Raw genomic sequence first — 20,125 nt, 5'->3', positions numbered from 1 at the left:
GGGCGCAGCAGGTGAGCCGATTGTGCGAGGAGAAGGGCAGGGCGCACCGTTGGTAACAGCGTAACCGAACCGCAGATCTTCCCGCCCGTCGAGTCAGCTTTCCGCTCCGGTCAGTTCCGGGGACGCGCTGACTTCTTCCGAGGTGCCGTCGAGGACCGCTCGCACTTTTGCGGCAAGCACCGCGGGCGGGTAGGGCTTCTGCAAGAACGCGACTTCGGCTTCCAGAACCCCGTGGCGTAACACCACGTCGTCTGTGTACCCCGAAACGAACAAGACGCGCAGGCCCGGGCGCTCCTGTTGCAGTTGTTCTGCCAGTTGCCGGCCCCCGAGGTTGGGCATCACCACGTCGGAAACGAGGAGATCGATTCGCCCCGCGTGGGAGCGGGCGACGCGCAAACCGTCCAGTCCGTCCTCGGCTTCCAGGACGTGGTACCCGCACGCGAGAAGGACGTGCCGGGCGACCGCACGGACGGTGGGTTCGTCTTCCACGAGGAGCAGCGTTTCCGCGCCGCGTGCGACCGACCCGAGCCCGAGTGGTTGTGCTGTTCGGACCGGCTCGCCGTCCGCGCGCGGGAAGTAAATCTTGAACACGGTCCCGACCTCGGACTCGCTCTCGACCGTGACGTGCCCGCCCGATTGACGCACGATGCCGTAGACGGTCGCCAACCCGAGCCCCGTTCCCTTACCCGGTCCCTTGGTGGTGAAGAACGGCTCGAACACCCGCGCCTTCACGTCCGGGGTCATCCCGCACCCGGTGTCGCTGACTTCCAGCAGGACGTACTCGCCGGGCGCGATGTCGGGGTGCGTTCGGGTGTAGTCCGCGTCGAGCGCCACGTTCCGGGTCGCAATGGTGAACCGGCCCCCGCGCGGCATCGCGTCCCGGGCGTTCACGGACAGGTTGACCAGCACCTGTTGAAACTGCACGGGGTCGGCTTTGACGCGGAACAAATCGGGTGCGAGGCTCACCGTGACGGTGATGTCTTCTCCGATCATCCGCGCGAGCATTCGTTCCGTGTCGATCACGACCGCGTTCGGGTCGAGAACCTTCGGTTCGAGAACTTGTCGCCTACTGAACGCCAGAAGCTGGTGCGTCAGGCCCTCCGCGCGCCGGCCCGCGGCGAGGATGTCGAGGATCATGCTTTTTTCTTGGGCGTCCCAACCGGACCCGTCCAAAAGGAGGTCCGCGCACCCGTTGATGACGGTCAACAGGTTGTTGAAGTCGTGCGCCACCCCGCCCGCCAACTGCCCGATCGCTTCCAGTTTTTGCGACTGGCGCAACTGCTCGCCCGTGCGGGCGTGCTCCGTGACTTCCTCTTGAAGTTGACGGGTACGGTCCTCGACGCAGCGGGCCAGGTACTCTTCCCGGGCACGGAGCTGGCGGGTTCGGAACAGGTGCCCCCCGACGCCGGTCAATCCGACCGCGAGGGCGCACAGCCCGTAGAACAAGCCGGTTTGATAGAAGTGCGGTTTCAGCACGAGTTCGATCTCGAGCGGGGTCTCCCGCCAGATCCCGTCCCCGTTGCACGCGGTGACTCGGAACCGGTACCGGCCCGGAGGGAGGTTGGTGTAGTACGCCGCCCGCCGGTTCCCCGCGTCCACCCAGTCCTTGTCGAACCCCTCCAACTGGTAGCGGAACCGGACCCGCTCCGGGGTGTCGAGCTCGATCGCCGTGAAATGGAACTCGAGCTGCCCCCGCCCGGGGGCGACGGTTAGCGCGCCGGGCGCGTCGAGGAAGGCGCCATCGGCGACGACCCGCTCGACGTAGACCGGCGGCGGGGTGGTGTTCGTCTGAACGCCGCCCGGCTCGATGGCCACGAGCCCCCGGCCGGTGGGGAACCAGAGCACCCCCTCGCGGGACCGGCACCCGGCCGGTTGCGACCCGCCGCTGCAATCCAGGATCTGCATCCCGTCGTTCTTCCCGAGGAGCAGCGGGTGAATGGGGCGCGTGCCGTCCGTGAGTTCGTCCTTCCGAACGCGGAAGATCCCCTTCACGCTACTCATCCAGAGGTACGGCCCGTCGTCGAGGATCTGGTAAATGATGTCGTCGGGGAGCCCGAGCGAACTGTTGAAGTACGTCCACTGACCGTTGTGAAGTCGGTTCAGCCCGCCCCCGTGGGTGCCGATCCAGATGGCCCCGTCCGGGCTCTCGTAAATCGACAGCACGAGGTCGCTGGAGAGCCCCTCTTTGGTCGTGTACCGAACGATCTCGTCGCCGCGCAGGACGCACACCCCGGACCCGTTGGTGCCGATCCACAGGGCGCCCCGGGCGTCCTCGTGGAACACGCGGGCGATGACGTCGCTGCGCCCGGCCCGGATCGGAACCGGGGTGAATTTGCCGTCCCGGTAGCGGGTCACCCCGCCCCCCTTGCTGCCCACCCACAAGTTCCCCCGGCGGTCCGGGAACACCGCGGCAATGGTGTTATCGACCAGGCCGTTGGCAGTGGTAAACGTCTTGAATTTTCCGTCGAGCAGGCGCGTCAACCCGGCCGCGGTGCCGAACCACATTGTGCCGTCCGCTTCCTCCGCGATCGAGAGTACGGTGTCGGACGGGAGCCCGTCTTTCATCGTGAGAACGGTCCATTTCCCGTTCCGACGAACACTCAGTCCGCCCGTCGTACCGGCCCACAGGTTCCCGCGGCGGTCCTCGTGTACGGCCCAAACGAGGTCGCCGGAGAGCCCCTCGGTCGTGGTGGTGGTGACGCAGCGCCCGTTACCGACGCGGAGGAGCCCGTCGGTCGTTCCCATCCACAGGTTCCCGGCCGGGTCTTCGTGGAGGCCGAAGATGCTCCGCCCCGCGACCGAACCCCGGGGGAACTGGCCGGTCAACGTCCCGTCCCGCCACCGGCTCACGCCCTCGTCCGTCCCGACCCAGAGGTTCCCGTCGCGGTCCTCGTGCATCGCCCGGATGAACCCGTTGGAGAGCCCTTGGGCCGTGCCGAAATTAGTGAACCGGCCGTCCTTCCACCGACTCAACCCCCTACCGTTGGTACCGACCCACAGTGCCCCGTCCGAACCCGCGCGGAGCGTTTGGATGTTATTGTCGGGGAGCCCGTCGCGCATCGTGAAGGTCTCGATCCGGTCCGGGCGGAAGCAACACAGTCCCTTGCCCGTGCCGACCCACAAGTGGCCCGCGGGGTCCGTGCAGATCGCGCGGCAGTAGTTGCTGGGTAACCCGTCCTCGGCCGTGTAATTGGTGAAGTGCCCGTCGACGAAGTGACTGAGTCCGGAGGTGGTGCCGATCCAGAGCGCGCCCGCCTTGTCCTCGGCGAGACTCTGCACCGTGTCCCCCACCAACCCGTCGTTCACGGAAAACCGCGTGAACGCCCCGTCTTCGAGGCGCAGCAACCCGCCGCCCCCGGTCCCGATCCAGAGCCGCCCCTTGCGGTCGGTCAGCAGGACGTGAACCGTGTCGTTCCGAATGGCCGGGGTGTTCAGCCGGTCGAAGAGCGCGAAGCTGCTCCCGTCGAAGCGCGTGAGCCCGTTTTCGGTCCCGCACCAGAGGTACCCGTCGGGGGTTTGAGCGAGCGCGGTGATGGAGTTGTGAGGGAGGCCCTGTTCCGTCTGCCACACCCGCATCGCGTACTGTGTGGTGGCCCGCTCGGGATCAAGGGCACGAGCGCCGGGGGCACAAACGAAAAGGAAAATGACCACCGGGCCGAAGGCGCGCACGCCGAACCGCAAGGACCGGGATAACGACATAGCGACGATGCGCGTGAAACACCGGGGGCGACAGAAGTCGGTGTTGGACACGGCCTCCGGGAAAGCACCGCGTGGTGCGTGTTCCTGTCGAACGTTCCGAGCGGTGATTCGCGCTGCGGCGCAGCTTCGCGCCCGTGCAGTGACGCCGGGGGCGAAAGAACCCGCGTTCGGAACAAATTCGTTAGTGGCAAATATAGCACGCATAAACCCAGTTGTTACCGTGAGAATAAAATCGGTTGTGCCCGTTGTGTGGATTGTCGAGTTTTTCTCGTCCCAGTAGGAATTGTCGGCCGATAACTGAGTGTGCCGCGCGAGGTCGATCCGCACGGGAACGCGCGTATTCGCCCAATTGATAGGGCCGACATCCATGATCGGACGGAAATCACTCGCGGTGGGACTTGTTGCGAGTGCCCTGGGGGGCGGGTGCGGGACCGTGGACAACCTCCGGCAACCCACCGTTGCACCTGTCCGCAACCCTGACGCGACCGTGTGCCGCGTTTACGGGGGCGTGCGCGGGGATTGGGCCGCGATGTCCGCGTACCCGTGGGACCGGGTGACGTGTACCGCCGATTACTTGCTCGTCCCGATGATGGGCATCGACCTCTTCTTCACGTTCGTCGGGGACACCTTCACGCTGCCGTACACGATCGGGACCGAGGCCTGGCGCCTCGTGGGGAACCCCACGCCGCACGACGACAGTGTGCGCTCCGCGCCGGTGGTGACCGGTACCGCTCCGCTGAACACCACCCCGGTACCGGTGGCCGGCACCCCCGCGCCGGTCGCCGGGGATCGCGTCATTCCTGGTTCCGCTGCTGTAAAACCCGCGCTGCCTCGACAATAGCGGAGCCGACCAGCGCCAACCCGCCCGCGATCGCGAACCCGCACGCGGTGATCGACAACGGTACTTTGTCCGAACCGAGGAAGATGCCGACCACGGCCGCGGCGCCGAGGAGCCCCACACCGATCAATCCGAATAGCGACGCCATCGCCTCGCCTCCGCGCTGATTGTTAAAGCCTATCGAGTTACATCACCTTCCTATTTCGTGCTTACAATCCTTTGCCTAACGGCCGCCCGGTGACAGGGGCGTCAGGCTCCTTACCTTTGCAGCCGCTGTCATGGGGTCAGGCGTGAGTACCCTGCGGCCGTTGGTGCGTGATCGTTCGCCGCGACCGCGTCAGCCGGAGCGCCCCGATTATCAGAGGGGCGGCTCCGGCCACTGCCCGACGGCCGGGCACGAGGGGCGGGTTCTCCGCCCCGGCCGATTTTTCTAACCGCCTTTCCGCGCGCCAACGACTTACGCCGGGTTCCGGGCGAGTTTGGCGAGCAGCCCTTCGAGTTGTTCGGTTTCCACCGGCTTGGTGAGGTGGAAGTCGAACCCGGCTTCCGCCGAGCGCTTCCGATCCTCCTCCGTCCCCCACCCGGTCAGCGCCACGAGCACGGTCGCGCGGCTCCCGGGGGCCGCGCGCAGGGTCCGGGCGACCTCGTACCCGTCCATCCCCGGTAACCCGATGTCGAGGAACACCAGTTCCGGGCGGAACCGGGCGGCCGCCCGCAGCGCCTCGGGGCCGCTTTGTGCGGTTTCGGTCTTGTGGCCGGACAGCGCGAGAAGTTCCGACAGGCTGTCGGCGGCATCGGCGTTGTCGTCCACGACCAGCACGCGGCGCGATTGCCCGCGCGCCGCTCGCACCGAACTGTTCGACGCGGGCACGACGGGCGCATCGGGCGCGAGTGGCAGGCGCACCGCGAACGTGCTCCCGCGGTCGGCCCCGGGGCTCTCGACCGTCACCTCGCCGCCGTGCATTTCGACCAGGCGCTTGACGAGTGAGAGGCCGATCCCGAGCCCCCCCTGTGCGCGGTCCAGGTGCTTCCCGACCTGAGTAAACAGGTCGAACACCCGCGGGAGCATCTCGGCCGGGATGCCGAGCCCGGTGTCCTTGACGCGCACGGCGACGAACCCGCCCTCGCGCTCGACCGAGACATCGATCTTGCCCCCGTCGTGCGTGTACTTGGCCGCGTTGGTGAGCAGATTGCCGATCACCTGGGCGATCCGCGTGGGGTCCGCCCGGAGCCACAAGCGCTCGTCGGGCACGCGCACCGTGAGCGAGTGCTTACCGGCCTCGATCGCGGGCCGGCTCGCTTCGAGCGCCATTTCGACGGCCGTGCGCACCTCGATCAGCTCGGGGCGCAACTGCACCTTCCCGCTCGTCACGCGCGAGATGTCGAGCAGGTCGTCCACCAGCCGAACCATGTGGCCGAGCTGCCGCTCCATCATGGCCCGCGCCCGCGCCGAGGTGTCCGCGGACTGGGCCAGGCTCAAAATCTGCAACCCGTTTCGGATCGGCGCGAGCGGGTTCCGCAACTCGTGCGCGAGGGTCGCGAGGAACTCGTCCTTCCGCCGGTCGGCCTCGCGCAGCGCGTCCGCGGTCCGGCGCGTCTCTTCTAGGAGCCGGGCGTTCTCCGCGGTCGCGATCTTCAGTTCGTCGCGCTGGCGGGCCACTTCCTGGCGCTCGCGCCACAACTCGAAGAACACGTCCGCCTTGCTCCGCAGCGTGTGCGGCTCGATCGGCTTGTTCAGGAAATCGACCGCGCCGGCCTCGTACCCGCGGAACCGGCGCGACTGGTCCGGGTTCCCGGCCGTGAGGAAGATGATCGGCACGCGCCGCGTGCGCTCGGTCCCGCGCATCAGTTCGGCCAGCTCGAACCCGTCCATCTCCGGCATCTGGACGTCCAGGAGCGCGAGCGCGACCTCGTGCGCGAGTAGCAGCTCCAGTGCTTCCGGGCCGGAGCGCGCCTTGAGCAGCACGAGCCCGTCGCGCCGGAGCAGCGCTTCGAGCGCGATCAGGTTTTCTTCCAGGTCGTCCACGAGCAGGAAGTGGACCGGGGTCGGTGCGGGTCGGGTCACGGCCGCCTCCCCAGGTCGCGGAGGCGGGCCGCGATCTGTTCCAGGTACATCACGGACGCCTTCGGGCACGCGGCGAGCGCGGCCCGCGGCATGGTGGCGACCGCGGCCTCGTCGGGGTGCTGGACCAGCGCCCCACCGCCCGCGGCGCAGACCGCACGGAGCCCTCCCGCGCCGTCGGAACTGGCGCCGGTCAGCACGACCCCGACCAGTCCGGCACCGAATGCGTCCGCGGCCGACTCGAACAGCACGTCGATGGCCGGGCGCGAGTAGTGAACCGGCTCCTCGCTCGACAGCGACAGGCGCCGGTCCGGTTCCACTAACAGGTGGTAATCGGGCGGGGCGAAGTAGACCGTGCCCGGGACGAGCGGTTCCTTGTCCTCGGCCTCGCGCACGGTCATGCGGCACTTGTTCCTGAACAGTTCGGCCATGACACTCTTCTTATCGGGCGGCACGTGGACCACAACCATCACCGGCAGCGGATAGTCCGCGGGCAGAGTGGGCAGGAGCGCGGACAGTGCGTCCACCGCGCCGGCCGACGCGCCGATCACCACCGCTTCCGCGCGCGGCGCGCCGGGAGGGGGCGGGGTTGTCGGGGTCACGTCGCACCCCGTTTCTGGTAAATGCGCTCGTCGCGGGCGAACTCGGTAAAGGCCTCGGCGTGAGCGGAGAACCGCAAACTCTCCTTAGCGCCCAAGCCGAGAAACCCCTTGCGAACGAGCGAATCCTTGAACAGCCCGATCGCTCGATCCTGCAACGCGCGATCGAAGTAAATGAGCACGTTCCGGCAGGACACGAGGTGGACCTCGGCGAACACCGCGTCGGTCACCAGGCTGTGGTCGGAGAACACGGCCCGGCGGCGCAAGCTCTTGTCGAACACGGCCGCGCCGTAGGCCGCGGTGTAATAGTCCGAGAGCGACGATTTCCCGCCCGCGAGCCGGTGGTTCTCGGTGAACAGCGGCACGCGCTCGATCTCGTACACGCCGGCCTCGGCTTTCCGGATTGCCTCCGGGTTGATGTCCGTGCCGTAGAACATGGTGCGGTCTTCGAGCCCCTCTTCGCGGAAGAGGATCGCGAGCGAGTACACCTCCTCGCCGGCGCTGCACCCCGCGACCCACACCTTCAGAGACGGGTACGTGCGGAGGTGCGGGACCACCTGTTCCCGGATGGCGCGAAAGTACGCTGGGTCGCGGAACAGCTCGCTCACCTGCACCGTGAGGTACGCCAGCAGTTCCGGGAACACCGCGGACTCGTGGAGCACGCGGTCCTGGAGCTGCGAAAAACTCCGGCACCCGAACCGCTCGCGCGCCTGGCGCAAGCGCCGCGTGATCGACGCCACCGAGTACCCACGAAAGTCGTAGTGGTACTGCCGGTAAATGGCGTCGAGCAGCAGGCGCAACTCGATGTCCTCGGTCTTGTCGGACACTTTCCCCCCGTCGTAAAGTCGTAAGGTCGCAAGTCGTAAGGTCCGGAGGTCGTATGTCTTCGACTTTACGACTTGCGACCTTACGACTTTCGACCCTTACCGGGGCATCCACACGCGGACCAGGGACAGTAACTTCTCGACGTCCAGCGGTTTCGCCATGTAGTCGTTCGCGCCGGCCGCGAGGCACTGGTCCTGGTCGTCCCGCATCGCTTTAGCCGTGAGGGTGATGATCGGGAGCTTCTTCCACACGTCGCGCTTGCGGATCTCGCGCGTGGCCGTGAGCCCGTCCATCTCCGGCATCATCACGTCCATCAGCACCAGATCGACGGCCCGGTCCGGCACGCCGAGGGAGCGCTCCAGTGCTTCGAGGGCCTCGCGCCCGTTGCGCGCGATCGTGACCACCGCCCCGCGCGGCTCCAGGATGCTCGTGAGCGCGAACACGTTCCGCACGTCGTCCTCGACCACCAGAATTCGGCGCCCCTCCAGTGCAGCGTCGCGGCTCCGGGCCTTTTCCAGCATCCGCTGTTGCTCGGCCGGGAGTTCCGACACCACTTGGTGGAGGAACAGCGTCACCTCGTCGAGCAGGCGCTCGGGCGACTTCGCGCCCTTGATGATGATCGACTTCGAGTACCGGCGCAGGCGCTGTTCGTCGTCCGCCCCGAGCTCGCGCCCGGTGTAAACGATGACGGGCGGGAACGAGTACGCATCTTCGCGGCTCAGCGTTTCGAGCAGCGAGTACCCGGACGCATCCGGGAGCGTGAGGTCGAGCACCATGCAGTCGAAGGTTTCGCTCTTCAGTTGCTCCAGGCACTCGGCCGCGGTCCGGGCGCCGACCGTCTCCACGTCGTGCGTGCCCAGGAGTTTCCGCAAGCTGTCGAGCTGAACCGCGTCGTCCTCGACGATCAGCACGCGGCGCAGGCGCTGTTCCAGGCGCGTCTCGAGCCGCTCGAACGCTTCGGCCAGTTGCTCGCGCTTCACCGGCTTCATCATGTACCCGACCGCGCCCAGGGCGAGCGCGGTTTGGGCGTAGTCGTGTGCGGAAACGACGTGAACCGGGATGTGCCGCGTGCGCGCGTCGTGCTTGAGCCGGTCGAGCACAGAGAGCCCGGAGTGGTCGGGCAGCCCCACGTCGAGAACGACCGCACTCGGCCGGTGTTGAACCGCCGCCGCCAGTCCTTCCTCGGCCGTATTCGCAATGAGGCACTGGAATTTGAGTTCGTGCGCGAGGTCGTACAGGATGCGGGCGAACGGCTCGTCGTCCTCCACTACGAGAATGACCCGGCGGTCCGCGGTCAGGCGCTCGCGGTCGTCCTCGACTCGGCGCGCCGGCGTCACGCGCGGTGTTGCCGTGGGCGGCGGGACGATGGTGATCGTCCCGGGCGCAGCGGGCACCGGTGCTGTCATCGGCCCGCGCGGGCGCGGGGGGACGAGTGCCGGGTCGTAGGCGAGCGGGAGTGTGATCGTAAACGTGCTCCCGTGTCCCGGTTCGCTCGTGACTCCGAGTTCGCCGCCCAGCAACCGCGCGAGTTCGCGCGCGATCGACAGCCCCAATCCCGTACCGCCGTATTTGCGGCTAGTAGTTCCGTCCGCTTGCCGGAACGCCTCGAAGATCACTTCTTGCTGTTGTTCGGGGATACCGATGCCGGTGTCACGTACTGCGAACGCGATTTTGTCGCCCTGAACGCTCTCGATTTCCAGGCTCACCTCGCCGTTCGCGGTAAACTTCAGGGCGTTGGAGAGCAGGTTCTTGAGCACCTGTTCGAGGCGCTGGCGGTCGGTGTTGACCGATTCGGGGCACCCCGGTGCGATCCGCGCGCGGAAGGCGAGTTTCTTCTGTTCCGCGACCGGCTGAAACACCCGCGTCAGATCCTCGGTGAGCTGCGTCAGGCGCACGGGTTCGGGGCGCACGTCCATCTTCCCGGCCTCGATCTTCGAGAGGTCGAGGATGTCGTTGATGAGCGCGAGCAGGTCGTTGCCCGCGGACTGGATCGTTTCCGCGAACCGCACCTGCTCGGCACTCAGGTTCCCCTCGCGATTGTCGGCGAGGAGTTTTGCGAGAATCAGCGACGAGTTCAGCGGCGTGCGCAGTTCGTGCGACATGTTCGCCAGGAAGTCGGTCTTGTACCGGCTGGCTTGTTCCAATTCGCGGGCCTTCACCTGGAGCGCCCCGCGCGCCCGCGTGGCCTCGTCGCGCTGGCCCGCGAGGAGTTGTGTTTGCTCCTCCAGCCGCGCGTTCGTCTGCTCCATTTCGGCTTGCTGTTCTTCGAGCCGGGCCTGAGATTCCTTGATCGCCCGGCTCTGCTCCTCGAGTTCCTCGTTCGAGACACGCAGTTCTTCGCTTTGGGCCTGCAGCTCTTCCGATTGCCGTTGCGTCTCTTCGAGCAGGTTCTGGAGGTGAGCGCGGTACCGGGCCGAGCGGACGGCCAGACCAATGGCCTCTGCCGCGCGGTCGAGCAGCTCCGACGCGAATGCATCGGGCGCGTGAACGAACCCGAGTTCAAATACCGCGTTGGTGCCGCTGTCGGTCTTGGTCGGTACGATCGCGAGGTGCCGCGGATTCGCCTGACCGAGCGCCGAGCCGACTTTCAGATACCCGTCCGGCACGTCGTGAACGAAGAACGATCGCCGGTCCTTGACCGCGCGCCCGACGAGCCCATCGGTCACGTCCAGGCGCTCCGGGGCGCCACCTGCTGCGGGAGTCCCGTAAGCCGCAACGCGGCGGAAGCCGTGATCGTCCTGGGAGAAGAACGCCCCGGCGTGCGCGCCCAGGTATTCGGCCAGGAATTTGAGCACGCTCTCGCCGAGTTGCTCGACGCGCTGGTCGCCGGCCATCGCCGCGCCGAGCTTGATTTGACCGTTCTGGAGCCACTCTTCCCGGCGACGGAGAGCGACCGCGCGTCGGACGAGGTACGCGACTGTTGCGGCGAGCAGCGTTCCGAGTAGTCCGGTAATGACGCCGCTGCCCACCGCGACCGCGTAGGCGCTTTCCATCTCGCCGAAGCGCCGGGAGCGGAGCTCGCGCTCCTCCCGTTCCATTAATTCTGCTTGGTCGCGAATGCCGTCCATTGTCGCCTTCCCGCGATCGGTTGCGACGATCTTCTGAGCGGCATCGAACCCCTGCGTCCGGCGGAGCGTGATGGTTTCGTCGAGTTCGGCCAGTTTCGCGGTGATAAGGTCGCGCAGGAGCGGGATGCGGGCCTGTTGATCGTGGTTATCGACGGTGAGCCGCTCGACCTCGTTTAACTTGTCCTTCATTCGGACAACCGCCAGCGTGTGCGGCTCCAGGTACCGCGAATCGCCGGTGAGGATGTAGCCCCGCTGCCCGGTCTCGGCATCCTTCATCAGCGACTGGATGTCGTCGAGCGTTGTCAGCACTTCGTGCGTGTGCGCAATTTGTTGCGCGTTTCGGCTCAGGGTGCGGGTGTTCCAGTACGCGACAATCCCGCTAACGATGAAAAAGCCGACAACTGCGGCGAGGCCTGTGAAGAGCGGGAGATCGGCTCTATTCTGACGGGTTTCAACAGGCGGACTCGAAAAGGGCATTGGCTTCATCCAGGATAATCAATCGCGCGGGGTGACTATGCAGCAAAATTTGTGCCCGCGGCTCGAAATCGTACTCTCCAGATACGAAGAAATCGCGCGACAGGGAGCCCGCCCGGGCTGTTGTGCGGCAATCAATTTGAGCGGTAGTTGCGATTATCGTGATATGAGGGCTGGTGCTGCGTAGCCACGCCGCCGATCGGTGCGGGCGGACGTGACCGATTGGTGTTGCGTGAGGCCGCTCACTTTTGACCGGCCGGCGCCATCATCTCGTGGAGTGCGCAGGCGAGTGCGTGGGTGTCCAGAGGTTTGGTGAAGAGTGGGGTGCCGCTCATGCGCCGGAACGCGGAGGCGGTGTACGCATTCACGCCCCCCGACATCGCACAGCGGATCAGTGCGGGGGCGAGTTGCCCCAATTCGGCCAGGAGGCGCCCGCCTTGAAGTCCCGGGAACTGAAGGTCGACGAGGGCCGCGTCGATCTGGTCCCGGTGCCGGTGGTAAGTTTCGACCGCGATGGCTCCATCGGGCGCGCACCAGACGTGCCACCCTTCGCCCTCCATCGCGCGTGCGAGCGCGTCGCGCACGCGGGGGTCGGGGTCAACGAGCAACAGACCGGGCGGTCGGGACCGGTCGGAGTCGTTTGGGGTGGGCACGGGTTCCCTTTCTACTCAAATGTGTGAACGCAATTCAATGAATCGCAGAGGGAGCGAGTATCAGCCGCCCGCCAGTCGGAGTGCGGTGATGTAGTTTTCGCGAGCGATCTCGCGTTCGATCATATCGAGCGGATCGGGTTCGACTTTGGTGGGCGCTTCGCAGCTATCCGGGATCAACTTGCCAATGGCGCTCAGGAGCACGCCGGCCCAGCGGTAGATGTTGTGGTCGTCCACCTGGGCGCGCATCCGGCGCATCCGGCGCTCTTGTTCTGGAGCCGGCATCGTGAGTGATGCGAATAACCCGTCGGCCATCTCTTCCACATCGAACGGGTTCACCAGGACCGCGTCCGGCAATTCGCGCGCGGCCCCGGTGAACTGCGAGAGCACGAGCACCCCGCGCTCGTCCCCGCGCGCGGTCACGAACTCCTTCGCGACGAGGTTCATCCCGTCGTGCAGCGAGCTGACGATGCACCCGGCGGCCGTGCGGTATAGCACGAAGATGTCGTCCGGGCCGTGGTGCTCGTTGAGGAACACCACCGGCTGCCACTCATCGGTCCCGTGTTCCCAGTTGATGCGCTCGGCCAGCGAATACACTTCTTCGGTCAAGTCGCGGTACGCGGGGATGTGGGTGCGGCTTGGTGCCCCGACCTGCACGAAGTGGAACTGCCCCTTCAACTCCGGGTGCTTGTGCAACAACCGATCGACCGCACGCAGGCGCTCGGGGATGCCCTTCGTGTAGTCCACGCGGTCCACGCCCACGATCAGGGCGCGGTCGCCGAGGCGGTGCTTCTTACGCAGCGCCGTAGCGCGACTTTCCCAGTCGTCGCCCAAGTATTCATCCGCAAGCGCGGGATCGACGCTGATGGGGAAGGGGCGCACGGTCGTGATTTGCCCGTTGCGCTGAACCGCGAACCGTTCGCGGTCGATGCGGCATTCGAGTGCCCGGTCCACGCACTCCAGGAAGTTGTTGCAGTCGTTCTGCGTGTGGAACCCGAACAGGTCGTTACCGAGCATCCCGTCGAGCAGTTCCCTGGCCCACGGGCACACGAGGAATTTTTCCGGTCCGGGCCACGGGATGTGCCAGAACTGCGCGATCACCAGGTCCGGTCGTGCGGCCTTCAGTAACCGCGGTAACAGCGCGAAGTGATAATCCTGCACGAAGACGAGCGCCGGGCCACCTTGCGCTTCCTCAAGTACGGCCGCGGCGAACGTCTCGTTGACTTTCCGGTACGCCTCCCAGTGAGCCGGGTCGAACACGGGGCGCGCGAACACCTGATGGCACAGGGGCCACAACATGCTGTTGGCCGCGCCGTAGTAGTAGCCCTCCTCCTCGTCCTTGGTGAGCCACACGCGGCGCAGCACGTAGTTCGGATCGTCCGGGGGAACGCCCACGCGCCCGTTCGCGTCGGTCACCGCGCGATCGGCGTCGCCCGACCCGTGCGCGACCCACACGCCCCCGCACGCCTGCATCACCGGATCGAGGGCCGTGGTCAGGCCCCCTGCGGGCCGAATCCATTCGACCTCGCCGTCCTTGTACCGGTGGATGTACGGTTCGCGGTTCGCGACCACGATCAATTTGGCGCCACCCAGCCGCGTGCGCGCCACTTCTTGCAAACGTTCCCTGCTCCACGCCACGGGGTCACCTCAAGAACGGAAGAAATGGCTGCGTCCGATGCAGCTACGCCCGGAAACCGACTTCCCGGGCACCGCGGTTGCAACACCGTCTAGGCAACGAGAATGCCAGAGCCGAGAGGCGCGCGTTCCGGGCGCGCGTAATCTTCGAGCGGGATCGTCGGTATCCTGTTTTGTTTCCAGACTTTACGATGTGCGGGCCGTTGGACGCTGGGCGCCCGGTGTGTCGCGTGTTTTGTTATCTTCAGCAGTGGCAATGGGTCGATTTGAACAGATCCCGGACGAGTGGTCAAAAACTGGTCGCTCCTTTAATGGATCGTTCGACAGCTTCTGGTAAGAGAATCGATCGACGTCCACAATGCGAGGGAGAGTGACCGTGCCGTCAGTTGAGGAGCAGTCATGCAGACCCGGATAGTGGCGCGCCTGACGGCTCCGGTCGTTGCGGTCAGCGTGCTGCTGGTCGCGGTGGCGGTGAGCGCCGCGTGGTACGCGCGCGACTCGCAGCGAAACGTCTCGGTGATGCTCGACAATCACGTAGCGAGTGTCCACGCGGCACAGGAACTGGAGATCAGCCTGCGCGAGATCCACGTCCAATTCGACCGGTACCTGATTACCGGCGAGCGGAAACACCTGGATTCGGTCCCGCGCCTCCAAATGCGCGCCGCGGAAGCGCTGGAGGGGGCGGAGAAACTCGCCACGATGGACCAGGAGCAGGTGCTCATGCGGCGCGTGCGCAAGGGCTACGAGCACTTTTTCGCCGAATACGACCGGCTCGAACAAGCCCCTCCCCCTCAAGGCGTGTACGCGAAGGTACTGGAACTGATCGACACGGTTCTCGCCCGTGAGATCCTCGAACCGGCCCGCGAGTACCTGAAGATCAACGAAGGGATGCTGAACCGCGCGAGCGAGGCGAACCGGGAACTGTCCCAGCGGCTGACCGTCGGGTTGATCGGGCTCGGCGTGTGCGGATCAGTGGCCGGGCTCCTCGCGGGGTGGGTAATCGCCGTCTCGCTCCGGCGGTCGCTGCTGAACACCGATCGCGTCCTGCGCGACACCGCGGCACTACTCGGCGAAGCAGCGCACGTCCCCTCCGAGGTGCCGACGACCGGTCCTCCCGGAACGACCCTTCAGCGCGTGACGCACGCGGCCGCGGCGGTACTCAACCGGCTGAAGCAGACCGAGCGTGACGCGCTACGGGCCGAGCAACTGGCGTGGGTCGGTCAGATGGCCGCCGGGATTGCTCACGAGGTCCGCAACCCGCTCACGGTCATCAAACTACTGGTCCAGGCCGCGACCGATCCGCGGCGCGCCACGGGGTTTCGGCCGCAAGACTTGCGCGTGCTGGAAGGTGAAATCCTGCGGCTCGAACAGATCATCCGCACGTTTCTCGATTTCGCCCGGCCGCCGCGCCCGGAGAAAAAGCCCGTTGAACCGGGGGAACTCATCCGCTCGTGTCTGGCCGGAATTGGGGCGCGGGCCGAACTTCAGGGCGTCGACGTTCGCGCCGTTCTTTCGCCGGCTCTTCCCATGCTCGATGCGGACCCGGGGCAACTGGGGCAGGTGTTCTACAACCTCCTGTTCAACGCACTCGATGTCCTCCCCACGGGGGGGACACTTCGGGTGACCGCCCGCGAAAACGAGGACGTGCTGGTGGTCCAAATCTCCGACACTGGGCCGGGGCTGCCGAGCGGATTGGAGGAACAGATTTTCGACCCGTTCATCAGCACCAAGGAAACGGGGCTGGGGTTGGGGTTGTCCATTTGCCGCCGGATCGTCGAGGCCCACGGTGGATCGATCGGGGCCGCGAACGGGCCGGCGGGTGGGGCGGTATTCGTCGTTCGTCTACCTTGCGCAGCGCGCCAGGTGCTTCCCGAAGCACTCGTTTCAGCCGGAGCCAAGTGATGCCAAAACTTCTCATCATCGACGACGAACCGGGCATCCTGTACTCGCTGAAGTCCGCGCTGGAGAGTGAGGAAACTCTGGTGGTGACGGCGCCGAGCGCGAAACTCGGGCTGGCCGCGGTCGAGCGCGACAAACCGGACGCGGTGATTCTGGACGTGCGCCTGCCCGATATGTCCGGGCTGGATGCGTTCGTGCGCATTCGCGAGATCGATCCGCACCTGCCCGTGGTCATCATCACGGCCCACGGGAGCACGGACACGGCGATCGAGGCGATGAAGCGCGGGGCGTTCGAGTACCTGCTCAAACCCGTGGACCTGCACCAACTCGACGATGTGATCGGGAAGGCGTTTGAACTCCGGCGCATCCGGGCGACGCCGACCGTGTTGGGTGACGAACCGCCCCCGGAAGCCGAAACCGATCAGATCGTGGGCCGGTGTCCGGCCATGCTGGAGGTGTACAAGGTCATCGGGCGGATCGCGCCGCAGGACGTCACCGTGCTGGTACTGGGCGAGAGCGGTACCGGGAAAGAGCTGGTCGCCCGCGCCCTCTACCAGCACTCCGCGCGCGCGGCCGGGCCGTTCGTCGCGATCAACTGTGCGGCCATCCCCGACGCGCTCCTGGAGAGCGAGTTGTTCGGGCACGAGAAGGGCGCATTTACGGGGGCGGACCGCAAGCGCATCGGCAAGTTCGAGCAGGCGCACGGCGGCACGATCTTCATGGACGAGATCGGGGACATGAGCCCCGCGACCCAGGCGAAGGTGCTGCGCCTGCTTCAAGACCAGCGGTTCGAGCGCGTGGGCGGGAACGAGACGATCGAGACGAACGTGCGCGTGGTGGCCGCCACGAATCAGAACTTGGCGGCGCTAGTTGCGGCGGGGAAGTTCCGGGAGGATCTGTTCTACCGGCTCAATTCCTTCACGATCACGCTCCCGCCGCTCCGCGAGCGCGCGGGAGACGTTGGGCTGCTGGTGAATTACTTCATCGCTGCCACGAATCGGAAGTTGAATAAGAGCGTCCGCGGGATCGACCCCGAGGCCCTCTCCCTACTGGAAGCGTACCACTGGCCCGGGAACGTGCGCGAACTGGAAAACACCGTTCGGTTCGCGGTGGTTCAGACCGTCGGCGAAGTCGTTACGCTGAGCGCTTTGCCCGCATCGGTTCGCGGAGGGGCCGCCAATCCGCCCACTGCCGGTCTGGATTTGCGCGGGCTCATCGGTGAACTACTGCGCGTCGGCACCCCCGATATTTACCGACAAGTCACGCAGGCGGTGGACCGCGTGCTGTTGACCGCGGTCCTCGATCACGTTCACGGGAATCAGAAGCAGGCCAGTGACCTGCTCGGTATCTCGCGCACCACGCTCCGGGCCAAACTTCAATCGCTCAACTTGGGCATCGAGAAGCAACTCCGCTCTTCCGAGACCGGAGCCGCGTCGGGCGAAATGCCTCTTCAGGAGTAGGGTGTGTGATAAATGAATCTATATATAATATTAATGTGAGTTCGTTCAGGATGATTGACGATAGCTCTTGGGTCTTGTTGCTCGTGGTGCAGGCCTCTGCCTGTGCCACGAAATCAAAACGAGCGAATGGATCGCGACAAGTGCTCAATTTCCCGATTGTGATCGCACAAACTTCCAACTGAGCTCGCTGCGGTGCGAGCATCGGCAGCGCCACACACCCGATCCGCGCTTCGAGATCAGCGAGCCGGAGTTCGAGATAACGGATGTGCGCCTGCACCGCCGGCGGCAAAGAGTCGAAAACCTCGGCTGGTACGATGGAGGTGTCATACCGCCGAAGGCGATAGGAGGGTAGCCAGAGCCTGACCACTCCATGAACGGTTACGGAACGACTGCTCAACTTGGTGGCTTGACATACAGGGAGTCACGGAAAGAACAGTTCCGCTAGACCGAGGACGCATCTTGACGGCGTGGACCGTAAAAATGAGCTACACGAAGGTCGCGTAACTGTGGTTCAAGTATAGGATCGTAATCACCCACTCGGCTCTCGATGAGTGACCACCATGGAAGCAAACGAGTTTCAGCGTCCAGACGCGCAACGAACTCATCAACTTTGCCGATAGGCCGCGCTGGAACACCTCCTACGATGTCGCCGGCGGCTACGTCCTTGGTGACGACTGCACCCGCCGCGACGATAGCGTTAGGTCCGATCGTCACTCCAGGTAATACTACCGCGGCGTAGCCAATGAAGACGTTGTCTCGAATGTCGATCTTGCCAACAGCGTCTAGCCTCAACCCGTAAGCCCGGTTGAGGACGCCGATCGAACCGTCGTGACCGATCAAGGCACATGACGAAAGGGTGACATTGTTGCCCACCCGGACGTAAGCGGGATCGGTGACAACGACGTCAAGATTGAACCTGCACTCCACTCCGATCGCGTTGAAACCGCCGTGGCGACCTAGAAACTCAGCGTATTGATAGTTTTGAGGTTTACAAAGTCGCTTCCATAAGCCTACTGCGCGTCCCGTTTTCATCGTGTATCGATTAATGAGTGAGCGACACAATCGCAGCAGCATGGGGGCTCCGTTCTGCCAAGCGGGTCTACTGGTCTTTGTTTAGGGCCGTCATGTCAACACGGGAGTTGTAGTATCCGGATACCGAATGAAAACCGTTCACGGGGACAAACTGCTGTTTTTCCAAGCGTTTTGCGCATCGAAGATAACTGTTTGGGCGTCAAAAGCGCTTTCCAACGTCGCCAAACACCAGGATTTAAAGCGCCCCGTGAACGGTCACTGATGGCCGGGGAAAGTATCAGATCAGCCCGCCGTTGACGCGGAGATTTTGTCCCGTGACCCACCCGGCGTCCGGCCCGACCAGCATCGAAACCGCGTCGGCAATGTCCTCCGGCACGCCGAGCCGCCCGAGCGCTGCCATTCGTGCGTACATCTGCTTCTGTTCCTCGGTCTTACCCTGACTGAACAACTCGGTGTCGGTCGGCCCCGGGGACACCACGTTCACCGTGATCCCACGGGCACCGACTTCCTTCGCCAACACGTGGGACAGTTGCTCGACGGCCCCCTTCGTCGCGACGTAGGCCGCGTAACCGGGCAGCATTAGCACGGTGGTGGACGACGAGAAGTTCACGATGCGCCCGCCGGTGCCCATGCGCTTCACGGCTTCCTGACAGCAGAAGAACGTGCCCTTCACGTTGACCGCGAACAGCCGGTCGTACTCCTCTTCACCGACCTCGACCACGGGCTTGGTGAGCAGCAACCCGGCGTTGTTGACCAGAACGTCGAGTCGGCCGAAGTTCGTGAACGTGGCGTCGAACAAGTGCCGCACGTCGGCGACCTTGCTCACATCGGCTTGCACGGCAACGGCCTTTCCCCCGATCCTCATCACCTCGGCCACGACCTCTTCGGCTTGCTGAGCACTGCCCGAGTAGTTGACGACCACCGCTGCGCCGTCCTTCGCCAAGCGGAGGGCGATGGCGCGCCCGATGCCCCGCGAAGCTCCCGTCACCAGCGCCACTTTGCCGGCCAAGTTTTGTGTCATCGCCAACACTCCTCAAATCACTCGTTGCCTTTGGTTTCTCGAACGGACTTACCGCACGCCGAGGGCTAATCTTACTCCCGATGTGTACCGTTGCGACGCGGGCGACTTCTCCCGAATCACGAGGACCGTATGGGCAAAACGTTCACCGAGATCGACGACGACCTGCGTGCTTTCATCGCCCGGCAGCACATGTTCTTCGTGGCCACCGCACCACTTTCGGCCGACGGGCACGTGAACGTGTCGCCCAAGGGTTTAGACACCTTTCGCGTCCTCGGGCCGACCACGGTCGCGTATCTGGACCTGACCGGTAGCGGCGTGGAGACGATTGCCCACCTGCGCGAGAACGGGCGCCTCACCATCATGTTCTGCGCGTTTGAGGGCCGGCCGCGCATCCTGCGCCTGTACGGGTGCGGCCGGAGTGTTGAACCGGGCGATTCGGACTGGGCGAGCGTTTCCGCCGTGTTCCCGGATCTGGCCGGTGTTCGATCGGTGATCGTGGCGGATGTCAGTCGAATTGCCGATTCGTGCGGTTACGCGGTCCCGCTCTACGAGTTCGCCGGCGAGCGCGAGCAACTGACCGCGTGGGCCGACAAGAAGGGGGCCGAGGGACTGGTGCGCTACCGCGAGCAGAAGAACCGCACGAGTATCGATGGGCTGCCCGGTTTGCCTTCGGTGGACGATGGGTAGTTTCGATGCGTTTGGGCTTTGGTTTCGTGGCACAGGCCTCTGGCCTGTGGGTGCGCCTCCACAGGCCAGAGGCCTGTGCCACAAGCATTGCCGTGTAGGAACCACTGTTCCCGCTCCCTTGCAGTCGCGGCTCGTTACCAGCGTCGTTCGTGAAAAAACTTTCTCGCGGTGTCACA

At 65.2% G+C, this 20,125-nt stretch carries 14 protein-coding genes; 4 read left to right on the top strand and 10 right to left on the bottom strand.

Annotated features, from left to right (window positions below; translation table 11 throughout):
• Window positions 1-93: 93 nt before the first annotated feature.
• Window positions 94-3,699 carry a hybrid sensor histidine kinase/response regulator gene (locus J8F10_RS09630; protein ID WP_210653616.1) on the bottom strand — a complete coding sequence of 1,202 codons (3,606 nt, stop codon included), beginning with the start codon at window positions 3,697-3,699 and terminating at the stop codon, window positions 94-96.
• Window positions 3,700-4,066: 367 nt separating this feature from the next.
• Here J8F10_RS09630 and J8F10_RS09625 point away from each other — a divergent pair, with 367 nt between their 5' ends.
• A complete protein-coding gene (locus J8F10_RS09625) occupies window positions 4,067-4,540 on the top strand; it encodes a YceK/YidQ family lipoprotein (protein WP_210653615.1) in 474 nt (157 codons plus the stop codon).
• Here the strand turns inward: J8F10_RS09625 and J8F10_RS09620 are convergent.
• The 7 genes from J8F10_RS09620 to J8F10_RS09590 all read right to left on the bottom strand — a co-directional run bounded on the left by J8F10_RS09620 (window position 4,494) and on the right by J8F10_RS09590 (window position 13,823).
• Entirely contained in the window at window positions 4,494-4,685 is a 192-nt protein-coding gene (locus J8F10_RS09620; RefSeq protein WP_210653614.1) for a hypothetical protein, read from the bottom strand. The genes J8F10_RS09625 and J8F10_RS09620 overlap by 47 nt on opposite strands.
• A 309-nt stretch (window positions 4,686-4,994) precedes the next feature.
• Entirely contained in the window at window positions 4,995-6,602 is a 1,608-nt protein-coding gene (locus J8F10_RS09615; RefSeq protein WP_210653613.1) for a response regulator, read from the bottom strand.
• Window positions 6,599-7,201 (bottom strand): chemotaxis protein CheB, encoded by a 603-nt coding sequence (locus J8F10_RS09610; RefSeq protein ID WP_210653612.1) that lies wholly within the window; start codon window positions 7,199-7,201, stop codon window positions 6,599-6,601. Before J8F10_RS09610 ends, J8F10_RS09615 begins: the two co-directional genes overlap by 4 nt.
• Window positions 7,198-8,025 carry a CheR family methyltransferase gene (locus tag J8F10_RS09605; RefSeq protein WP_210653611.1) on the bottom strand — a complete coding sequence of 276 codons (828 nt, stop codon included), beginning with the start codon at window positions 8,023-8,025 and terminating at the stop codon, window positions 7,198-7,200. The genes J8F10_RS09610 and J8F10_RS09605 overlap by 4 nt, the downstream gene beginning before the upstream one ends.
• Window positions 8,026-8,121: 96 nt before the next feature.
• Window positions 8,122-11,568 (bottom strand): response regulator, encoded by a 3,447-nt coding sequence (locus J8F10_RS09600; RefSeq protein ID WP_210653610.1) that lies wholly within the window; start codon window positions 11,566-11,568, stop codon window positions 8,122-8,124.
• A gap of 239 nt (window positions 11,569-11,807) precedes the next feature.
• The gene (locus J8F10_RS09595; RefSeq protein ID WP_210653609.1) at window positions 11,808-12,218 is read right to left on the bottom strand and encodes a response regulator; all 411 of its coding nucleotides are present in this window, start codon (window positions 12,216-12,218) and stop codon (window positions 11,808-11,810) included.
• A gap of 60 nt (window positions 12,219-12,278) precedes the next feature.
• A complete protein-coding gene (locus J8F10_RS09590) occupies window positions 12,279-13,823 on the bottom strand; it encodes an alpha,alpha-trehalose-phosphate synthase (UDP-forming) (protein WP_315854230.1) in 1,545 nt (514 codons plus the stop codon).
• Between the two features lie 426 nt (window positions 13,824-14,249).
• On the opposite strand from J8F10_RS09590, the gene J8F10_RS09585 reads away from it, so the two are divergent.
• Both J8F10_RS09585 and J8F10_RS09580 read left to right on the top strand, forming a co-directional pair.
• On the top strand, window positions 14,250-15,752 hold the full coding sequence (locus J8F10_RS09585) for a sensor histidine kinase (RefSeq protein ID WP_210653607.1): 1,503 nt from the start codon (window positions 14,250-14,252) through the stop codon (window positions 15,750-15,752).
• Entirely contained in the window at window positions 15,752-17,209 is a 1,458-nt protein-coding gene (locus J8F10_RS09580; protein ID WP_210653606.1) for a sigma-54-dependent transcriptional regulator, read from the top strand. Before J8F10_RS09585 ends, J8F10_RS09580 begins: the two co-directional genes overlap by 1 nt.
• A 441-nt stretch (window positions 17,210-17,650) precedes the next feature.
• Here the strand turns inward: J8F10_RS09580 and J8F10_RS09575 are convergent, their stop codons facing one another.
• Window positions 17,651-18,283, bottom strand: coding sequence for an acyltransferase (locus tag J8F10_RS09575; RefSeq protein WP_210653605.1), 633 nt, complete (start codon window positions 18,281-18,283; stop codon window positions 17,651-17,653).
• A 235-nt stretch (window positions 18,284-18,518) separates the two neighbouring features.
• Window positions 18,519-19,262, bottom strand: a complete 744-nt coding sequence (locus tag J8F10_RS09570) for an SDR family oxidoreductase (protein WP_210653604.1) — start codon at window positions 19,260-19,262, stop codon at window positions 18,519-18,521.
• Between the two features lie 129 nt (window positions 19,263-19,391).
• Here J8F10_RS09570 and J8F10_RS09565 point away from each other — a divergent pair, with 129 nt between their 5' ends.
• Window positions 19,392-19,949, top strand: a complete 558-nt coding sequence (locus J8F10_RS09565; RefSeq protein WP_210653603.1) for a pyridoxamine 5'-phosphate oxidase family protein — start codon at window positions 19,392-19,394, stop codon at window positions 19,947-19,949.
• The last annotated feature ends 176 nt before the right edge of the window (window positions 19,950-20,125 follow it).

It is taken from the genome of Gemmata palustris, assembly GCF_017939745.1.
Lineage (GTDB): Bacteria > Planctomycetota > Planctomycetia > Gemmatales > Gemmataceae > Gemmata > Gemmata palustris.
This window is presented reverse-complemented; position numbering and strand designations above follow the sequence as displayed.